Origin of the sequence: Streptomyces olindensis (assembly GCF_040645895.1) — a bacterium.
Lineage (GTDB): Bacteria > Actinomycetota > Actinomycetes > Streptomycetales > Streptomycetaceae > Streptomyces > Streptomyces olindensis.
This window is the reverse complement of record NZ_JBEYZD010000109.1, coordinates 1-17,927: the sequence shown is the minus strand read 5'-3', so window position 1 is coordinate 17,927 and position 17,927 is coordinate 1. Positions and strand designations below refer to the sequence as shown.

Here is a 17,927-nt window from a genome sequence, read left to right as displayed (position 1 = left end):
CTGGCGGCGGGGGAGGCGGACGTGGGGGGGCGCGGCGCCCCCCCCCCCCGGGCCGGGGGCGCGCCGCGGGGCCCACCCCCCGGGGGCCCCCCGCCGTGCGACGGGTGGTCACCGCCCGGTCAACCGGCAACGGCGGACCGGGCGGGAGCATGGTCGGACCGGAGCCCGTCGGCGGAGTGCCCCACCTCGGCGAACCGGCGCGCGGGCTTCTCCTGGACCGCGCGCCGCGACCGGCGCGACGGCGCCGCCACCGCGGGGGAGGACGTCGGCAGCGTGAACCACACGACCTTGCCGGACTCGCCGTCCGGCCGGACGCCCCAGCTCTCGCTCATGGCCGCCACCATCGCGAGCCCGCGACCGCAGGTCGCCAGCGGCGCGATGTCCTGGGGGTCCTCCACCACGGGCATCCGCGGATCGTGGTCACGCACCGAGACCGTGAGCCGGTCGAGCAGCAGCTCTATCTCCACGGTGCAGGTCTTGTCGGGCTGGGCGTGCCGGTGGACGTTGGACAGCAGCTCCGTCACACCGAGCGAGGCCCGGTCGATCAGGGCGTCCAGATGCCAGTAGCGCAACTGCGCAGAGACGATTCTGCGGACCTGGCCGATCCGCGACGGCAGGGCTTGGAGCTCCACCGTGCAGTGCCTGCTTGGGTAGCTGATCACGGCTGCGACTCCCCGACGTGAGGTCCGGAAGAACACGGAGTTCGGATCCAGCAGGGCGCCTTCGTGACACTGCCGCCCGCTGTCGTGGCCGGCGGGCTGGTTCGCAGCGTTATCGCCGGTAAACCCAGAGTGACGTGAGACCAGAGTGACGCAGGGGGTGGGGTACCGCAACTCGCGGACATCTCAGTCGCCGCGCCCCGCCGCCCGGCGCACGGCCTCGATGAAGCGCCGCGCGGCCGGCGGGCCCGGCTCGCCCGGGGCGGGGTCGTGATCGCCCAGGGTGAGCAGGTACCGCTTGCCGTTGAGGTCCGCCGTGGCCCGGTCATCGGGGCCGAACCAGGGCCTGGAGGCGCGCACGGCCTGCACCGGCGCGCTGTCGATCTCACTGCCGTAACTGGTCAGCAGCTCGAGCCGGCCGTCGCTGATCCGGACCTGGCCGGCCCGGGTGAGCGAACGCAGCCGCTTCCCGATCCGCACGCCCGTGGCCCTGAACTCCGGCTCCGCCATGCCACCCGCCCCCTTGTGCGCGTCGGTGTACCGGCCCGCCCCGCGCGGTGCCGGTACGGGCTCGTGTCCTGACCCAGTCTGCCCCGTCCCGAGGCCCGGTCCCGCGGTGCAGTCTGCCCCCGCCCGGCGTCGAGCACCAGTCCGTGCGGCCCCCTCGCCGGGGGGCGCCCGCAGCACACACGCGAATGCGCCCCGGGGACCGCGCGCCCCCTTGCCCCGGCCTCTGCCCCAGGGGGCGCTTTGGGGGGCTCAAAGATGCGTTTATGCAGGTGAGAAGCGTGCGCCGGGTGCTTATGATCGGGGGTGCCGGCCGCGCGCCCCGTCGTCGGCGCGCAGCGTTAGGAGCCCCCCTCGTGAGCACTCCCCAGCAGACCCGGACCGGCGTGACCCTCGACGTCGACCACAGTGACACCGGATACCGCGCGTGGCTGAAAGAAGCGGTCCGCAGGGTCCAGGCCGACGCCAACCGCTCGGCGGACACGCACCTGCTCCAGTTCCCCCTGCCGGAGCGCTGGGGCATCGACCTGTACCTGAAGGACGAGTCGACGCACCCCACCGGCAGCCTCAAGCACCGCCTCGCCCGCTCCCTCTTCCTCTACGGCCTGTGCAACGGCTGGATCCGGCCGGACAGACCGGTGATCGAGGCCTCCAGCGGCTCGACGGCCGTCTCCGAGGCGTACTTCGCGAAGCTGATCGGCGTGCCGTTCATCGCCGTCATGCCGCGCACCACGAGCGCCGAGAAGATCCGCCTCATCGAGTTCCACTCCGGCCGCTGCCACTTCGTGGACGACCCGCGGACGATGTACGAGGAGTCCGCCCGGCTCGCGGCCGAGACCGGCGGCCACTACATGGACCAGTTCACCTACGCCGAACGGGCCACGGACTGGCGCGGGAACAACAACATCGCCGAGTCCATCTTCCGCCAGCTGCGCCTGGAGCGGTTCCCCGAGCCCGCGTGGATCGTCGCCACGGCGGGCACCGGCGGCACCTCCGCGACCCTCGCGCGCTACGTCCACTACATGCAGTACGACACCCGCGTCTGCGTGGCGGACCCCGAGAACTCGTGCTTCTTCGACGGCTGGACCACCGGCGACCCGGACGTCACCTGCGACTGCGGCTCCCGGATCGAGGGCATCGGCCGGCCCCGCATGGAACCGAGCTTCGTACCCGGCGCGATCGACCGGATGATGAAGGTGCCCGACGCGGCCAGCGTCGCCGCCGTACGGGCCCTGGAGCGCGCCATCGGCCGCAAGGCGGGCGGCTCGACCGGAACGGGTCTGTGGAGCGCGCTGAAGATCGTGGCGGAGATGGTGGCCGAGGGGCGGCAGGGCAGTGTCGTGACCCTGCTGTGCGACCCGGGGGACCGGTACCTCGACAAGTACTACTCGGATACGTGGCTGGCCGCCCAGGGGCTGGACATCGAGCCCTACACCGCCGCGATCGACTCCCTGCTGGAGACGGGCGTCTGGCCCGACTGAGCCCCAGAAGCCCGGCCTTCGGCCGCCGCCGCAGCCCCGGCCTCAGGCCTTGAGCCGCCGCTCCAGCGCCGTCACGGCGTCCCGGAACGCGCGCGCCTGCCCCGCCCGGAACGCCTTCATGAACAGCCGGTACGCAGCCGTCCCGTCCGTCGCGAAGGTCCACCGCAGCCGGGTGCCGCCGCCGGCCGGCGTGAGCCGCCACTCCTCGACGATCGCCCGCACCCCGGGCGCGTTGGTGACATCGACGCGGTAGGCGTACACCTCGGGCTCCTCCGCGGCGAGGACCGTCTCGCGGAACCGCACGCCCCCGCTGAGGGTGATGTCGCGCCCCGCGCCGGCGTCGACCGCCCGCGCGGTCTTCACCTGGGGGAACCAGTCGGCCCAGCCGGGCACGTCCGCCAAGGCGCGGTAGAGCGCCTCCGGCGGAACCGGCATCTCCCGGGTGAAGACGTGCCGCACGGGCGCGGTCCCGACGAAGTCGAGACCGACCGGGCGCAGACGGTGAGCCATGGGCGCTGCCCTCCCTGACGGAAACGGGCGATGACGGCAGCGTCACCCTAGCTGGCGGCCCGTCAGATGTCTTCACCCTCCTCGGGCTCGGGCTCCCCGGCCACGACCAGCCGCCGCAGATGCTCGGCGACCACCCCGCGCGCCTCCTCGGGCAGACCGGCGTCCGTCACGAGCGTGTCGATCCGCTCCAGCGAGGCGAACGAACTCAGCCCCACCTTGCCCCACTTGGTGTGGTCGGCGACCACCACCACGCGCCGCGCCGACTGCACGAGCCGCCGGTTCGTCTCGGCCTCCGCCAGGTTCGGCGTCGACAGGCCGGCCTCGACCGATATGCCGTGCACGCCGAGGAACAGCAGGTCGAAGTGGAGCGCCGCGATCGCCTGGTCGGCCACCGGCCCCACCAGCGAGTCGGAGGGCGTGCGCACCCCGCCGGTCAGCACGACCGTGGCCGCGCCCTGCCGCGGGCCCGAGGTGCGCTGCGCCGCGTGGAAGACGTCGGCCACCCGCACCGAGTTGGTGACCACCGTGAGATCAGGGACGTCCAGCAGCTGGTGCGCCAGCGCGTACGTCGTCGTACCGCCCGACAGGGCGATCGCCGCGCCCGGCGCGACCAGCTTGGCCGCGGCCCGCGCGATGTCCTCCTTGGCGGTGAGCTCCAGGCCCGACTTGGCCTCGAAGCCCGGTTCGTGCGTACTCGCCTCGACCACCGGGACCGCGCCGCCGTGCACCTTCTCCAGCACGCCCTGGCGGGCGAGCGCGTCGAGGTCGCGGCGGACCGTCATGTCCGACACGCCGAGCTTGCGGGTCAGCTCGTTGACCCGCACTCCGCCCCGGCGGCGGACCTCGTCGAGGATCAGGGATCGCCGCTGCTCCGCGAGGAGGTTCTGATTCTCGCTCACGTACGCTCCGGTCCTTTCGCCTCAATGCCGTCCGACACGCCCTGCGCAACCGCCCCAACCAGGACATTCCTCCCGGCTCCGGTGCGCGGACGTCCCATCCTTGCATGTCGCGGGGCGGACGGCGCCATCGACCGCTCGTCGCTCACATGCCACTCAGGGCTCACCCGTCGCCCGGCAGCATCACGGATCGGGAAGATTCCGTGACGGGAGGTGTGCGGCGGCGCGGAAGTGGAGATCCTTGTGCCCGCACGGACAGAGCCGACGGCGTGTCACGGGGGAAGTGCGAATCAGTGGAACGTGCGCAGGAACATGCCTCGACCGGCGGACCGGACGGTCCCGCCACGCGGCCCGGCGAGACCGGGACCGCCCTGGAACTCCTGGTCCACGGCGTGGGCGGCACCACGCCGCAGGAGATGCTCAACGACCCGCGGACGGAGCGGATCACCGGCGACGGCATCGCGGCCGTCTTCCGGCGCGCCGACGACGTCGACGCGGAGAACAGCCCCGACGCCCACCGCCGGGACGGGCCGGTGCCCGAGGCCTACGTCTGGTGCAACCTCACCTCCGGCAACGGCACCCGCGCCCTGTGGCTGCTGCTCCTGCCGTTCATGGTCGTCAACCTCGCCCACTGGATGCGCCCCAGCGCCCACGGCCGCCGCCGCGCCGTACGCCTGTACGGCCTCCTGGTGCGGCTCGCCGGGCTCACCCTGACCGTGCTGCTCGTCGCCGCGGCCTGCGAGGTCGCCCTCGACCTGGCTGCCTGGCAGTGCGCGGGCACACCCACCTGCGCCGACCGCCACTCCTGGCTGGGCTTCCTCTCACCCACCGTCTCGGACGGCGGCTGGTGGAGCAGCCCCGGCCGCAGACTCGCCCTCGCCTCCCTCGTCCCCACCGCGCTGACCGTCCTGCTGTGGTACCTGTCCCGGCGCACGTGGAGCGACTACGAGTCCCAGCAGCCGATCGCCCGCGACCCCGAGCCCGACGAGGTCCCCGGACCGACCGCCCTCGGCCGGCCCGGCTTCTGGTACGGACGCCGGCTGGTGGCCCGGCTGCGCGCCGCGCACACCGCCGCCGGCCTGCTGACGGTCGCCGCCGCCGTCGGCAGCGCCGCCGCCCGCCACGACCGCGAGCCCGGCGGCCCCGCCGTACTGAACACCCTCGGCCTGGCCCTGGAAGCGGCCCTCGCCGCCTGCGCCGTCGCCGTGGTCTGGGTGGTGTGCCGCCGGGGCCGCAGCGAGAAGCGCCTGGACCGGGAACTCGACGAGCGTTTCGTACGGCGCCTGCCGCTCGCCGCCCTCGTCCTGCTCGCCCTCGCCCTGCTCTACGCCGGGTGGGAGCGGCCCGGCTGGGAGTCGTCCGGGCGGCTGCCGGGCGACGCGGCCTTCGGCGGCCTCGCCCTGGCGCAGGGCCTGCTCGTGATCGTCCTCGCCGTCGTCGCCCACGCCCTGCACCGCACCGATCCCGACCGGCGGGCCGTGCTGCGCGGCCTGGGCGGACCGGCCGTGGCGATGCTGGGCTGCGCTCTGGGCGGGGTGATGTCCGGCGGCGTGTCGCAGCGGGTGTCCGACTGGCTGGACGGCACGGGCGCGTCGATCGCGGGCCCGCCGGTCCTGCTGACCTGGCAGGCGTCCGTGATCCCGCCGCTGCTCGTCGTGCTGCTGGGGCTCGTCGCCTGGCTGGCCCACCGCGCCTGGCAGCTCGCCCGCGCCGAACGCGACGCCGTCGCACACGACTACCCGGACGAAGCCATGGACCCCGCCCGCACCCGCCGCATCGCCTACACCCGCGCCATGGCCGCCCTCACCGACCGAGGACCCCGCATCGTCGCCGTCACCTCCGGCGTCACCCTGCTGCTCGGCGCCGGAGCCCTCGTCGGCGCCCTGACCACCGACGAGACACCCGGCGAGGCCGCGCACGGCACCTACCCCGTCGTGCACGGTGCCGCGGAGACCGCCCAGGCCCTCGGCTCCTGGCTGATCGGCCTCGGCTTCATACTCTTCGTCACCTGGGGCCGGCGCGCCTACAAGGACCCCGCCGCGCGCCGCACCATCGGCATCCTGTGGGACGTCGGCACCTTCTGGCCGCGCGCGGCCCACCCCTTCGCCCCGCCCTGCTACGCCGAGCGCGCCGTGCCCGACCTGACCTGGCGGATGGCGACCTGGACCCGGGTCACCGGCGGACGCCTGGTCATCTCCGGGCACTCCCAGGGCAGCGTGCTCGCCGCCGCGGCCGCCTGGCAACTCGCCCCGTCCGCCCGCAAGCGCGTCGCGCTGCTGACCTACGGCTCACCGCTGGAGCGCCTCTACGGCCGCTGGTTCCCCGCGCACTTCGGACCCGCCGCGCTCAGCTCCCTGCACCGGGACGTCGACTGCTGGCGCAACCTGTACCGGCGCACCGACCCCATCGGCGGCCCGATGCGCCTGCCCGGCGACCGCGGCCCCCAGGTCGACCACCCGCCCCTGAAGGACCCCCTCGCCTACGGCCGCACCGACCTGCTGCCGCTGCCCGCGCCGATCCTCGGACACTCCGACTACCAGGCCGACCCGGTCTTCGCCGAGGAACGCCGCATGCTGCTGGCCCGGCTGCGGCCCGGGGTGCCCGCACCCCGGGACACGCCCGAACCGCCCGCGGCGTAGGCGGATCCTCAGAGCAGCTCGGGCAGGTCCTCGGCGTACAGCAGCGTCAGATCGTCGGTGCTCGGCTCGGCGAGCTGGGCGACCCGGCTCGCGTGCCGCTCCACCATCGCCTCGAAGGTCTGCCGCGCGGTACGGCCGTTGCCGAACGCCGGGCCCTTGGGAAGCTCCGTGAAGTACGTCCGCAGGGCCTCCGGCGCGCCCGGCGCCAGCCGGTACTCGTGCTCCTCGGCCTGCTGCTCCACGATCCGCAGCAGATCCTCGGGGCCGTAGTCGCTGAAGGTGATGGTCCGTGAGAAACGGGACGCCACGCCCGGGTTGACCGACAGGAAGCGCTCCATCTCGGCCGTGTAGCCCGCGACGATCACCACGACCGCGTCGCGGTGGTCCTCCATCAGCTTCACCAGCGTGTCGATGGCCTCCTTGCCGAAGTCGCGGCCCGCGTCCTCGGGGGACAGCGCGTACGCCTCGTCGATGAACAGCACGCCGCCGCGCGCCTTCTCGAACGCCTCCTGCGTGCGGATCGCCGTCGAGCCGATGTGTTCGCCGACCAGGTCGACCCGGGACACCTCGACCAGGTGGCCCTTCTCCAGCACACCCAGGGAGGCGAGGATCTCGCCGTACAGGCGCGCGACCGTCGTCTTGCCGGTGCCCGGGGAGCCGGTGAAGACCAGGTGCCGCTTGACCGACGCCGCCTTCAGCCCGGCTCGCTGCCGGCGCCGGCCGACCTCGATCATGTCCGTGAGGGCGCGCACCTCGCGCTTGACGCTCTCCAGACCCACCAGGGCGTCCAGCTCTCCGAGGACGTCCTTGGAGGTGCGGACCGGCTGCGCGGGCTCCGCGACCGGGGCGGGGGCCGGCGGTTCGGTGCGCTGCTCCGGAACCGCGCCCAGCAGGCCGGGGGAGTGGCTCACCGTCTGCACGGCCGTCTCCCGTGCCGCGGGCGCCCGCAGCCCCGCGCTCTCGTCGCTGGTGCAGTCCTCGACGAGGGGGCCCGCCCCGGACGCGGCGTCCGCGCCGCTGTCCGCGAACTCGTAACCCCCGCGCGCGCACCGCTCCGTGCGGCACTTCCTGAGCGTCGTACGGCTGCCGTCGATCACGTGGAAGCCGTAGCCGCCGCTGCCCGTCACCCGGCAGTTCAGGAAGCTGCCGCGGCCCCCGGCCGACACGTAGACGCCGGCCTCCGCCGGGGAGTCGACCGTGCAGCGCTCCACGGTGGGGTCGGCGCCCTTGGTGACGATCACGCCGGTCTGGGTGCCGTCCAGCGTGCAGTTGCTGAGGGTGCCTCCGCTGCCGTGGTCGCGGAACCAGGCGCCCGTCGCGGCGTCCCGGATGCGGCAGTCGTCGAGCTGCGCCGTCGCGCCGTCGCTCACCGACACGGCCGTGTTGCGCACCTGCGACAGGTCGCTGTCCACGACGTCCGCGCGCGAGCCCCGGTCGAGTACGAACAGTGCGTCCGGCACGTCGTGCACCCGGCACGAGTCCAGGACGGCCGTGGCGCCGTCGCTGACCCACACCGCGGGGTAGTCGCCCGTGCTGTCGAAGATCTCGCACTGGTTGGCGTCCACGCGCGTGCCCGGGTCCCACACCGACAGGCCGTTGCGGCCGAACTGCCGCACCGTGGTGCGGGTCAGCGTGAGGACGGAACGCGAGCGAAGGTCGACCGCGTTCTCCGGGATGTCGTGGATGCGGCAGTCGGCGAGCGTCAGCACGGCGTCCGTGTCGAGCGTGACCCCGTCGGCGGTCGTGCGGTGCACATCGCAGTCGGTGAGGTGCGCCGTGGCCCGGCCGGTGATCTGCACCCCGCTGCCGCGCACCTCGTAGACCTCGCAGCCCACGGCCTCCAGCGCGGAGTTCTCCCCGGTCGCCGACAGGCCCGATCCCGAGGTGTGGTGCACCCGGCAGCGCTCCAGACGGGGGTGGGCGCCGCCGCGCACCGCCACGCCCGCCTGGCCGGCCGCGACGACCTCGCACTCCTCGAACACCCCGCCCGCGCCGTCCAGTACGGCGATGCCGATGCCCGCCGGGTTGTCGACCGCGCAGCGCCGGACCGTCGGGCGGGCGCTGCCGCGCACCTCGATCCCGGCCGCCGACCGCGTCACGACGCGCACGTCCCGCAGCTCCGGGGTGCCCTCCTCCACCAGCACGGCCGGGGCGGCCGCGTCCTGGCCCTCCACGTGCAGGTCCTGGACCACCGCCGAGGCGCGCACGGTCAGCGGCACCCCGTCCACGGGCGCGATCCGCACGGAGCCGGGGGAGCCCTCGGGACCGCGCAGGGTCACCGCGCGCTGCACCACGAGGTTCTCCCGGTAGGTGCCGGGGGCGACGGTGAGGACGTCTCCGTCGGCCGCGGCCTCCAGGGCGGCGGCGAGCGATGCGTACTCACCCGTGCGGCGCCGCCACCGCGACGTGCCGGTGTGCGTCACCTGGACCGTGCCCTGTGCCATGGTGTAGCTGTGCCCCCACCTCGGTCGTACTGATGGCTCGTCCGCCCTCGGGACGCCGCGGCCGGTGCCGGGGCCGCTGCCGTGCCAGGCCCCGGGGCCTGCGCGCGCACGCGGCATCGACACCCGGCGCGTCCCTCCTGCTCGCTCGCGCGCGGGTTGTGCCGAACGGTTCGGCCGGACCACCGTAGCGTGCGCGCGGGTGGTGGGTTGACCAGAGCCGGAAGGCTGTCAGCTGCCGGTGCCCGTCCTGCCCCAGTCCGGGCCCGCCTTGTCCCATGCCTGGCCCCAACGGGCGTACCGGGCGCGGACCATGCGCCAGACGATCAGCCGTCTGCCGCCCTCCATGAGCCCGCCGACCGCCAGGGCCGCGCCGAAGCCGGCGAGGACCGCGTGCGTCGACGCCGTCGCGGCGTCCAGGGGCCGGGCCACCAGCCGGCCTTGCCGGTCGGTCCATATCCGGAACTCGTCGCCCTGCCGCGGGTCCTTGAGGCTCGCCAGGACCGGGCCCTGGCGCCGCGTGCCGTCCGGCGCGGTCCAGTCGGCGAGGACGCGGTTGCGCAGATCCCGGCCGGTGGAGGTCTCCGGATCGGCGTCCAGCGGCGACGGGTTCAGCTTGCGGACCACGCTGGCCGTCACCTGATGCCGCGCCTCGTGCTGCTCCCGGACGGAGCGCTGCAGGGCGTCCTGGGCGGTGCCCCCGACGAGGAATCCGGCCACCGGGGAGACGAGGAGGATCAGCAGCAGGGCCGCGAGGGCGACCCAGGCCTCGGCCAGGTCGGTCGCGCGGCACAGCGGGTTGCGCCGCCAGCGCCAGAGTCCGCTGATCGCTCGCACCGCCTGCACCCCCTTCCCGCTCCGTGATAACCCCCGCCGGAGCCGCCCACGCGCGGACCCGGCGAAGAGAGAGCGAAATCACCTCTGCCCAGGGCCTCTCATGAACGTCTCACACCGGGCCAACGCCCGGGCCGCGGGCGCGGTTCCCGCCTCCGCCGGGGACCCGCCGCATCCGCTACTCGAGGATCGTGACCGGGTCCCCGACCCGGATCGTGCCGCCGGACAGGGGCACCAGGTTCTGACCGAAGACCAGCTTGCCGCCGAGCCGCCGGTGCTGCCCGAGGCTGTACAGGGGCTCGCGGCCGCGCTCGCCGGTGCCCTGCTCGGTGGTGGTCACCACGCACCGGCCGCAGGGCTTCGCGACGCGGAAGGTCACCTCCCCGACGGCGAGGCGCGACCAGTCGTCCTCGGCCCAGGCGGCGGTGCCCGTCACGACCACGTTCGGCCGGAAGCGGTTCATGGGGAGCGGGCCCTCGTCCGCGTGGTCGCCCTGCGCGATCAGGGTGTTGAGGGCGTCGAGGGAGGCCGTCGTGGTGAGCAGCAGCGGGAAGCCGTCGGCGAAGGAGACGGTGTCACCGGGCCGCGCGTACTCCGGGTCGACGGGCCGGCGCGTGGCCGGATCGTCCATGAAGACCAGTCGCGCGCCGACGCCCAGGAAGGTGCTGCACCAGGCGTGCGCGGAGTCGTCCTCGGCCGGGACCGCCTCGACCTTGTCGCGGAAGACCTGCACCGGCACCGTGCCGACCGACCCGGGAACGGGGACCGTCAGCGGCTCCATGCCGGGCGCGGACAGCCGGACACCGCCACCGGGCAGCAGCTCGGCGGCGGCCTGCGCGAGGCGCGGCTGCTGGCGTTGCGTGACGACCTTTCCCCCGTCGTCGATGAGCATCCAGCGCCGGTCGCCGGCCAGTCCCCAGGGCTCCACGACGGCTTCCCGGGGCGCCTGGCCCCGGACCGCCTTCACCGGATGGACATGAATCGCGTGCAGGTGTGCGTTCCCCATGGGGCCATCGTGCCAGCAGGCACCGACAGCCCCGGGGGCGGCGGCTCAGTAACCGCGGTACTGCTGGTTGTTGTACGGGTCCTGGTAAGGGGCCTGGGCGGGCCGGGGAGCCGCGGGGCGCATCGCCTCGTACCCCGCCCCGGGCGCGGCCGGGCGCGGCTGCTGGGGCTGGGGGCCGGGATAGCCGCGCGGTGCGGTGGCCTGCTGCGGGATGTACGCCGCGGGCGCCTGCTGGAGCGGGGCCGGTTGCGGCGCCTGCGGATATCCGTAGGCGGGCTGGGACGGGGCGGCCGGCAGCGCGGGCAGCGCCGACGGGAGCGCGGGCAGGTTACTGCCCGGCATGTCGTACTGAGCGGGGACCCGGATCGGGGCGATCTGCGGGGTGCCCCGCTCGGCGACGAGCTTGTCGTAGATCGGGGTGTCCGGGAAGGAGGCGGAGTAGTAGCCGCCGCCATAGGTGGAGCGGGGGGAGGTCATGGCACATAAGTTAAGCCCACGATGTGCTGGTTGGGGAGACCGATAAGAGGGTTGTTTTCCGTGTCCGCAGTGACCCGGGATCCCCAATGCGAGCGAACTCGGCAAAATAGGGCGCGGAACCGGGTTCTGATCGTGTAAAGGCCGAGTTCCGGGCGGGTTACCAGGGGTTGGCCGTCGGTCTTCCGGTCGTCGTGCATGGGAGTTCGCCGCGCGGAGGAATAGGTTGTGCGAACGGAACTCGTCCGGACGGACGGGATGGGCCTGGCGCGGTGACACGCAATGGGGGCGGACATGAACATGCTGAAAGGTTCAAACACTTCTGTGCCCGCCGCGGCGCTGCGCGTGGAATTGGGCTGGCGCACCGGACCGGGCGTGCCCGACGCCGATGCCTCCGCTTTGCTGCTGGTAAGCGGAAAGGTGCGTTCGGACGCGGACTTCGTCTTCTACAACCAGCCCGCGCACTCCTCCGGCGCGATCCGCCACGAGGGCAAGCGGAACGCCGACGGCCGCGTGACCGACACACTCCTGGTCGACCTCGCGCGCGTGGAGCCCGCCATCGAGACGATCGTCCTCGCCGCCTCCGCCGACGGCGGTGCCTTCGGGCAGGTCCCGGGCCTGTACATCGAGGTCCAGGACGCCGCCCAGGGCACCCCGGTGGCCCGTTTCGACAACCCGGGCGCCACCACCGAAACCGCTTTCGTACTCGGCGAGTTCTACCGCCGCCAGGGAGCCTGGAAGTTCCGCGCCGTCGGCCAGGGCTACAGCAGCGGACTCGAAGGCCTGGCAACGGACTACGGCATCACCGTGGACGAGCCGCAGCAGAAGGCCCCCGCCGCCGCGCCCACGACACCCGCGCCGCCGGCGTACACGCCCCCGCCGGCGCCCCGGCAGGCCGCCGCCCCGCCGCCCCCTTCCGCACCTCCCGCGACACCCCCGGCACCCGTCCGCCTCACCAAGGTCACGCTCACCAAGGCGGCCCCTTCCGTCTCGCTCACCAAGCAGGGCGGCACCTCCGGCGCCCTGCACGTGAACCTCAACTGGGAAGTGCGCAAGCAGTTCTCGGGCTGGAGCAGCAAGTTCGGCCGCCCGGCCGCGCTGCACTCCGACCTCGACCTCGACCTGTGCGCGCTGTTCGAACTCACCGACGGCAGCAAGGGTGTCGTCCAGGCCCTCGGCAACACCTTCGGATCGCTGCACCAGCCGCCGTACATCCACCTCGACGGCGACGACCGCACCGGCGCCGTCGCGGCCGGTGAGAACCTCACCGTCAATCTCGACCACAAGAACGCCTTCCGGCGCATCCTCGTCTTCGTCACCATCTACGAAGGCGCCCGCTCCTTCGCCGACCTGCACGCCACCGTCACGCTCCAGCCGCAGTACGGCGCCCCGATCGATTTCTCCCTCGACGAGTGCACGGTCCCCTCACCCGTGTGCGCGCTCGCCCTGATCACCAACACCGGCGGCGACCTGGTCGTCCAGCGGGAGGCCCGCTACCTGGTGCCCGAGCGCGGGGTGAGCCCGCAGCGGACCGTCGACCAGGCCTACGGATGGGGCATGAACTGGACCCCCGGCAGGAAGTGACGCACCGGCGGGGGTCAGCCCTCGTCGGGCACGGCGTCCGGGCGCGCGTAGGTGCGGCCCTTCCAGGCCGCGCCGCGCCCCCGGTAGTGCTGCACGGCCGAATCGACCGTCATGAGGAGGTAGAGGAAGGCGGTGAACGGCAGCAGCGGAGCGAGCCACAGCGGCTGCCCGTAGTAGCGGAGCATCGGGACGTACGTCCCCGCCATCACGAGCCAGGCGAGGCCCCCGGCGACCGCTGCCGACGCGCTGCCCGCGGCCAGGCCCGCCACGAGCGCCACGGGCGGCACCAGATACACCAGCGCCAGCCCCGCGACCGTCCCGGCCAGCAGCAGGGGGCTGTGCCGCAGTTGGGCGTAGGCGCTGCGGGACACCATCCGCCACAGGTCGCCCAGCCGCGGGTACGGCCGCACGCTGTCCACCCGGTCGGCCAGCCCCAGCCAGACGCGCCCGCCGCCCCGCTTGACGGCCCGGGCGAGCGCCACGTCGTCGATCACCGCGTGCCGGATCGCGTCCGGGATCCGCGCCCGCTCGGCGGTCTCCGCCCGCAACAGCACGCAGCCACCGGCGGCGGCCGCCGTCCGCGTCCCCTCCCCGCCGATCCGGCGGAAGGGGTACAGCTGCGCGAAGAAGTAGACGAACGCCGGCACGACGAGCCTCTCCCACGTGCTCTCCACCCGCAGCCGGGCCATCTGCGAGACGACGTCGAAGCCGCCGGAACGAGCCGCCGCCACCAGCTCCCGCAGACTGTCCGGCGCGTGCGCGATGTCGGCGTCGGTCAGCAGCAGGTACTCGGGACCACGCGCGCGTGCCAGGCCGATGCCGTGGCGCACGGCCCACAGCTTGCCCGTCCACCCCGCGGGCGGCTCGCCCGGCGAGGACACCGTCAGCGGCAGCCCGCCGTGCCGGCGCGCCAGCTCCCGCGCGAGATCACCGGTGCCGTCCGAACTGCCGTCGTCGACGAGGAAGACCTCCGCCCGGCCCGGATAGTCCTGCCGGAGCAGCGACGGCAGCGCGGCGGGCAGCACGGCCGCCTCGTCGCGGGCCGGGACGACGACGCACACGGCCGGCCAGGCGTCCGGCTCCCGGCGCCGGGGCAGGCGCACATCGGTGCGCCAGAAGAAGCCCTGGCAGAGCAGCAGCCACAGCCAGGCGAGAAGCGATCCGGTGGCCGTCCATACAAGAGCGCTCACGCGCGCAGTCTGCCCCACGGGACCGGCCCGGGACCGCTCATCGTCTATCGTGATCGGGTGAAGATCGCGCTCATGGACTCCGGAATCGGTCTGCTGGCGGCCACCGCCGCGGTACGGCGGCTGCGCCCCGACGCCGATCTCGTGCTCTCCCTGGACCCCGACGGCATGCCGTGGGGACCGCGCACCCCGCAGGACCTGACCGAGCGCGCCCTGGCCGTCGCCGAGGCGGCAGCCAGGCGCCGCCCCGACGCCCTGATCGTCGGCTGCAACACCGCGACCGTGCACGCGCTCACCGCCCTGCGCGCCCGCCTCGAACCGGGGCTCCCGGTCATCGGCACGGTCCCGGCGATCAAGCCGGCCGCGGCCGGCGGCGGCCACCTCGCCATCTGGGCCACCCCGGCCACCACCGGCAGCCCGTACCAGCGCACCCTGATCCGGGACTTCGCCGGTGGCGTGCCCGTCACCGAAGTGCCCTGCTGGGGTCTCGCCGAGGCCGTGGAGCACGCGGACGAGGCGGCGATCGACGCCGCCGTGAGCGCCGCCGCCGCCCTGACCCCCGAGGACGTGACCACCGTCGTCCTCGGCTGCACCCACTACGAACTGGTCGCCGAGCGCATCCGGACCGCCGTGCAGCGCCCCGGCCGCCCGCCCCTCGTCCTGCACGGCTCGGCGGGCGCCGTCGCCGCCCAGGCCCTGCGCCGGCTCGGCGAGCAGCCCGCGCCGGGAGCCACACCGCACGGAACCCTGACCGTGCTGCTGAGCGGCCGCGAGGGTTCGCTGCCCGCGCCGGCCCTGGCGTACGACGAAGGGCGGCTGCTGCAGGCGGTCACCCCGGCCGGCTGACCGTACCCCTCCTGCCGCCGGCGCGGCGGGAACGGCCCGACGCCCGGCCGGCCCAGTCACGCTCCGCCACCAGGTACCAGCGGAGCGAAACCTGAGTACTCTCATATGCATGAGGGACCACCGCCCCGGCGAGAACGCCCCCCACACGCATCCCGACGTCTGGACCGGCCGTGCCACCAACCGGGTCCAGTGGCTCCTCGCGCTCGTCGGAGCCGCCTGCATGGCGCTCGGTATCGAACTGGCGGTCGACTCGGCGTGGACCTCCGGCACGGCTCCGCTCATCATGGCCGTCGTCGGGTGCATCGCCGCCGGGCTGCTGGTCCTCTTCGGAACGCTCGCCTTCGTGCACGTCGCCCTGCGGGTCGACGAGGACCACCTCGAGGTGCGCTGCGGCCACATCGGTCTGCCCCGCCGCCGTATCCCGCTCTCCCATGTGGCGGGCGCCACATACACCTCGCACGTCACGCCCCGCCACTGGGGCGGCTGGGGCTACCGGTGGCGGCCCGAGAAGGGCACCGCGGTGGTCGTGCGCCAGGGGGAGGGCGTCGTGCTGGAGCTGTGGGACGGACACACCTTCACGATCACGGTGGACGACGCGGAGGCGGCCGTACAGGTGATCAAGGCCCGGCTACGGCCCGGAAAGCCGGGCGCTCCCGCGCACTGAACCATGCCGGGGCCGGACGGCTTGTGCGTGCTGCGGCTCTGATCGGACGTGCCCCCGGTGCCCCCCGTTTCACCACGCGGGGGTGCGGCCGGCGTCCCGCGGGTGCGGGTCCGGTGCGCGGTTCGACGGCTCGTCGGCGAGCGGGCGCGCCGTGGCCATGCCCGCCAGCAGCCCCGCGCCCACCGACACCGCCGTGAAGCTCAACGCGTTGCCGATCGCGGCGATCGCGGCGAGCACCGTCAAAGCCGCGCCCGCGGTCAGCACCACCGGCGTCGGGCGCGGGCCGCGCCACAGCGCGTACAGCACCCAGCCGAAGGCCGCCGCCAGCAGCGCCACGCCGACGACGCCCTGCTCGGCCGCCTGCTGCAGCGGCGCCGAGTGCGGCTTGCCGTCGGACAGCAGCGACTGGGCGGACGTCGCGCTCAGCTCCCCGAACCGGCCCGGGCCGACCCCCAGGGCGGGGTCGCCGCGCAGCAGGTCCCACGCCTCCTGCCACAGCTGGACGCGGTGCGGCGTCAGGCGCCCTTCGAGGGCGGTGCCGAATCCGGTGGGCACGGCCCGCGCGGCGATCGCCCAGGTCAGGCCGGTCACCGAAACGGCGGCCGTGGCCATCGCGGCGAGAGCGGCGCCGCGGCGCCGGACGCGGCCGGCGGCCAGTGAACACAGCAGGACCGCCACGCACGCGACGCAGCCGGTGGCCGAACCCAGCACCGCCGCCAGCACCGCGGTCCCGGCGGCCACCAGGCGCAGCGCGAACCGCACCACCGGCGTCGGAGCGGCCCAGGCGGCACAGCACGCGGCGCCCGCCGACAGCGTCAGCACGGCCGCCGTGGCCCCGGCATGTCCCAGCGGCGCCGTGATCTGCGGGCCCGGAGCGAGATGCGGAACGGCCACCGTCAGCACGATGCCGGCCAGCGCGCCGGCACAGGGCGCGGCGACCGGCAGCAGCGCCCCGCCGATCCGCCCGGCGGCGTACCCGGCCGCCACGGCCAGCACCGCGAGGAGCACACCCTCGGGCCGGCCGTCACGCACGGCCGCCGTGATCAGGGACCAGCCGGCGCAGGCTCCCAGCACCACGACGCCCGCCGCGTCCAGAACGATCCGTCTCTCGCCGTCCGCGTCCGGCCCGGACGCAGACGTCATCCCTGTGGCACCCACGCCGCCCCGCCCCCCGCACCCCGTCGCCCCCGACCCGTGAAGACCCCGGCCGCACGGACCGCCACCGGCCGCACGACTGAGGCTTCGGCACACCGTAACGGCTGGTGGGCGGTTTGGGGATGTGTCGTGACGAAATGAGCAGGAACGTTGCTGCGGGGGCGGGAACGGGAGCGGGGCGGGTGCTGGGGGAAAGCGGGCTGTCGTGCCGCAGCCGGGCGACCACGGCCGTGTCGCCGCCCCCCCGCCGTGGACCGCGCTGTCGGCGCCGAGGGCACTCGACTTACACTCCGGGAGTGACCGTCACCGCAACCTCCGTCGACGAGTCGGACCAGCTGAAGCCGCGGATCGCGTCCGGGACACCGGCGGCGTGGGCCCGGTGGCTCGTGCGCCTCCTCCCGGCCGCCGCCGCCGCGCTCTCCGGCCTGCTCCTCTACGTCAGCTTCCCGCCCCGCACCCTGTGGTGGCTGGCCCTGCCCGCCTTCGCCGGCTTCGGCTGGGTGCTGCGCGGCCGCGGCTGGAAGGCGGGGCTCGGCCTCGGCTACCTCTTCGGCCTGGGCTTCCTGCTGCCGCTGCTGGTGTGGACCGGTGTGGAGGTCGGGCCGGGACCGTGGCTCGCCCTGGTCGCGATCGAGGCGCTCTTCATCGCGCTGGTCGGCGCGGGTGTCGCGGTCGTGTCGAAGCTGCCCGGGTGGCCGGTGTGGGCGGCGGCCGTGTGGATCGCCGGCGAGGCGGCACGCGCGCGTGCGCCGTTCCACGGCTTCCCCTGGGGGAAGGTCGCGTTCGGGCAGGCGGACGGCGCGTTCCTGCCGCTCGCCGCGGTCGGCGGTACCCCGGTGCTGGGCTTCGCGGTGGTGCTGTGCGGCTTCGGGCTGTACGAGGTCGTCCGGGTGGCCGTGTCGTGGCGGCGGACCGGGACGGTGCGGCGCGCCGCGGCGGCCGTGGGCCTGCTGAGCGTGGCCGTACCCGCCGTGGCTGCGGTCGCGGCCCGGCCGCTGGTCAGCGGCATGCGCACCAGCGGGTGGGCGCAGAACAGCCCGTCCC

Annotated in this window: 15 protein-coding genes and 1 pseudogene; 6 read left to right on the top strand and 10 right to left on the bottom strand. The window is 74.4% G+C overall.

From position 1 onward, the window contains the following. Positions 1-119 precede the first annotated feature (119 nt). Complete coding sequence (locus ABZ948_RS38475) at positions 120-662, bottom strand: ATP-binding protein (RefSeq protein ID WP_359767712.1); 543 nt, start codon at positions 660-662, stop codon at positions 120-122. 183 nt (positions 663-845) lie between these two features. Next, the gene (locus tag ABZ948_RS38470) at positions 846-1,169 is read right to left on the bottom strand and encodes a hypothetical protein (RefSeq protein WP_359767711.1); all 324 of its coding nucleotides are present in this window, start codon (positions 1,167-1,169) and stop codon (positions 846-848) included. A gap of 353 nt (positions 1,170-1,522) precedes the next feature. Between ABZ948_RS38470 and cds1 the strand changes: the two genes are divergently transcribed. Continuing rightward, positions 1,523-2,647 carry an L-cysteine desulfhydrase Cds1 gene (cds1, locus tag ABZ948_RS38465; protein WP_359767709.1) on the top strand — a complete coding sequence of 375 codons (1,125 nt, stop codon included), beginning with the start codon at positions 1,523-1,525 and terminating at the stop codon, positions 2,645-2,647. 42 nt (positions 2,648-2,689) lie between these two features. Here cds1 and ABZ948_RS38460 read toward each other — a convergent pair whose 3' ends face one another. Both ABZ948_RS38460 and ABZ948_RS38455 read right to left on the bottom strand, forming a co-directional pair. Further along, complete coding sequence (locus ABZ948_RS38460; RefSeq protein WP_359767707.1) at positions 2,690-3,157, bottom strand: SRPBCC family protein; 468 nt, start codon at positions 3,155-3,157, stop codon at positions 2,690-2,692. 62 nt (positions 3,158-3,219) lie between these two features. Then, on the bottom strand, positions 3,220-4,056 hold the full coding sequence (locus ABZ948_RS38455) for a DeoR/GlpR family DNA-binding transcription regulator (protein ID WP_359767705.1): 837 nt from the start codon (positions 4,054-4,056) through the stop codon (positions 3,220-3,222). Positions 4,057-4,346: 290 nt separating this feature from the next. Here ABZ948_RS38455 and ABZ948_RS38450 point away from each other — a divergent pair, with 290 nt between their 5' ends. After that, a complete protein-coding gene (locus ABZ948_RS38450) occupies positions 4,347-6,692 on the top strand; it encodes a hypothetical protein (protein ID WP_359767703.1) in 2,346 nt (781 codons plus the stop codon). Positions 6,693-6,700: 8 nt separating this feature from the next. Here the strand turns inward: ABZ948_RS38450 and ABZ948_RS38445 are convergent, their stop codons facing one another. From ABZ948_RS38445 to ABZ948_RS38430, 4 genes are all read right to left on the bottom strand, one after another. Continuing rightward, positions 6,701-9,136, bottom strand: coding sequence for a right-handed parallel beta-helix repeat-containing protein (locus ABZ948_RS38445; RefSeq protein ID WP_359767701.1), 2,436 nt, complete (start codon positions 9,134-9,136; stop codon positions 6,701-6,703). A gap of 228 nt (positions 9,137-9,364) precedes the next feature. Continuing rightward, positions 9,365-9,970: an Rv1733c family protein gene (locus ABZ948_RS38440; RefSeq protein WP_359767699.1), complete on the bottom strand. Its 606-nt coding sequence runs from the start codon at positions 9,968-9,970 to the stop codon at positions 9,365-9,367. Between the two features lie 175 nt (positions 9,971-10,145). Further along, positions 10,146-10,973, bottom strand: coding sequence for an MOSC domain-containing protein (locus tag ABZ948_RS38435; RefSeq protein WP_359767697.1), 828 nt, complete (start codon positions 10,971-10,973; stop codon positions 10,146-10,148). Between the two features lie 45 nt (positions 10,974-11,018). Continuing rightward, the gene (locus ABZ948_RS38430; RefSeq protein ID WP_359767695.1) at positions 11,019-11,450 is read right to left on the bottom strand and encodes a DUF6643 family protein; all 432 of its coding nucleotides are present in this window, start codon (positions 11,448-11,450) and stop codon (positions 11,019-11,021) included. A gap of 297 nt (positions 11,451-11,747) precedes the next feature. On the opposite strand from ABZ948_RS38430, the gene ABZ948_RS38425 reads away from it, so the two are divergent. Then, a complete protein-coding gene (locus ABZ948_RS38425) occupies positions 11,748-13,031 on the top strand; it encodes a TerD family protein (protein ID WP_359767714.1) in 1,284 nt (427 codons plus the stop codon). 14 nt (positions 13,032-13,045) lie between these two features. On the opposite strand, the gene ABZ948_RS38420 is transcribed toward ABZ948_RS38425, so the two are convergent. Further along, positions 13,046-14,239: a glycosyltransferase gene (locus ABZ948_RS38420; RefSeq protein ID WP_359767693.1), complete on the bottom strand. Its 1,194-nt coding sequence runs from the start codon at positions 14,237-14,239 to the stop codon at positions 13,046-13,048. Between the two features lie 39 nt (positions 14,240-14,278). Here ABZ948_RS38420 and ABZ948_RS38415 point away from each other — a divergent pair, with 39 nt between their 5' ends. Beyond that, entirely contained in the window at positions 14,279-15,064 is a 786-nt protein-coding gene (locus ABZ948_RS38415) for a glutamate racemase (RefSeq protein ID WP_359767691.1), read from the top strand. Between the two features lie 109 nt (positions 15,065-15,173). Further along, positions 15,174-15,728: a PH domain-containing protein gene (locus ABZ948_RS38410; protein WP_359767689.1), complete on the top strand. Its 555-nt coding sequence runs from the start codon at positions 15,174-15,176 to the stop codon at positions 15,726-15,728. 69 nt (positions 15,729-15,797) lie between these two features. Here the strand turns inward: ABZ948_RS38410 and ABZ948_RS38405 are convergent, their stop codons facing one another. Beyond that, positions 15,798-16,871, bottom strand: coding sequence for an O-antigen ligase family protein (locus ABZ948_RS38405; RefSeq protein WP_359767687.1), 1,074 nt, complete (start codon positions 16,869-16,871; stop codon positions 15,798-15,800). A gap of 308 nt (positions 16,872-17,179) precedes the next feature. On the opposite strand from ABZ948_RS38405, the pseudogene ABZ948_RS38400 reads away from it, so the two are divergent. Further along, positions 17,180-17,927 (top strand): annotated as a pseudogene (locus tag ABZ948_RS38400) (apolipoprotein N-acyltransferase); the annotation flags it as partial.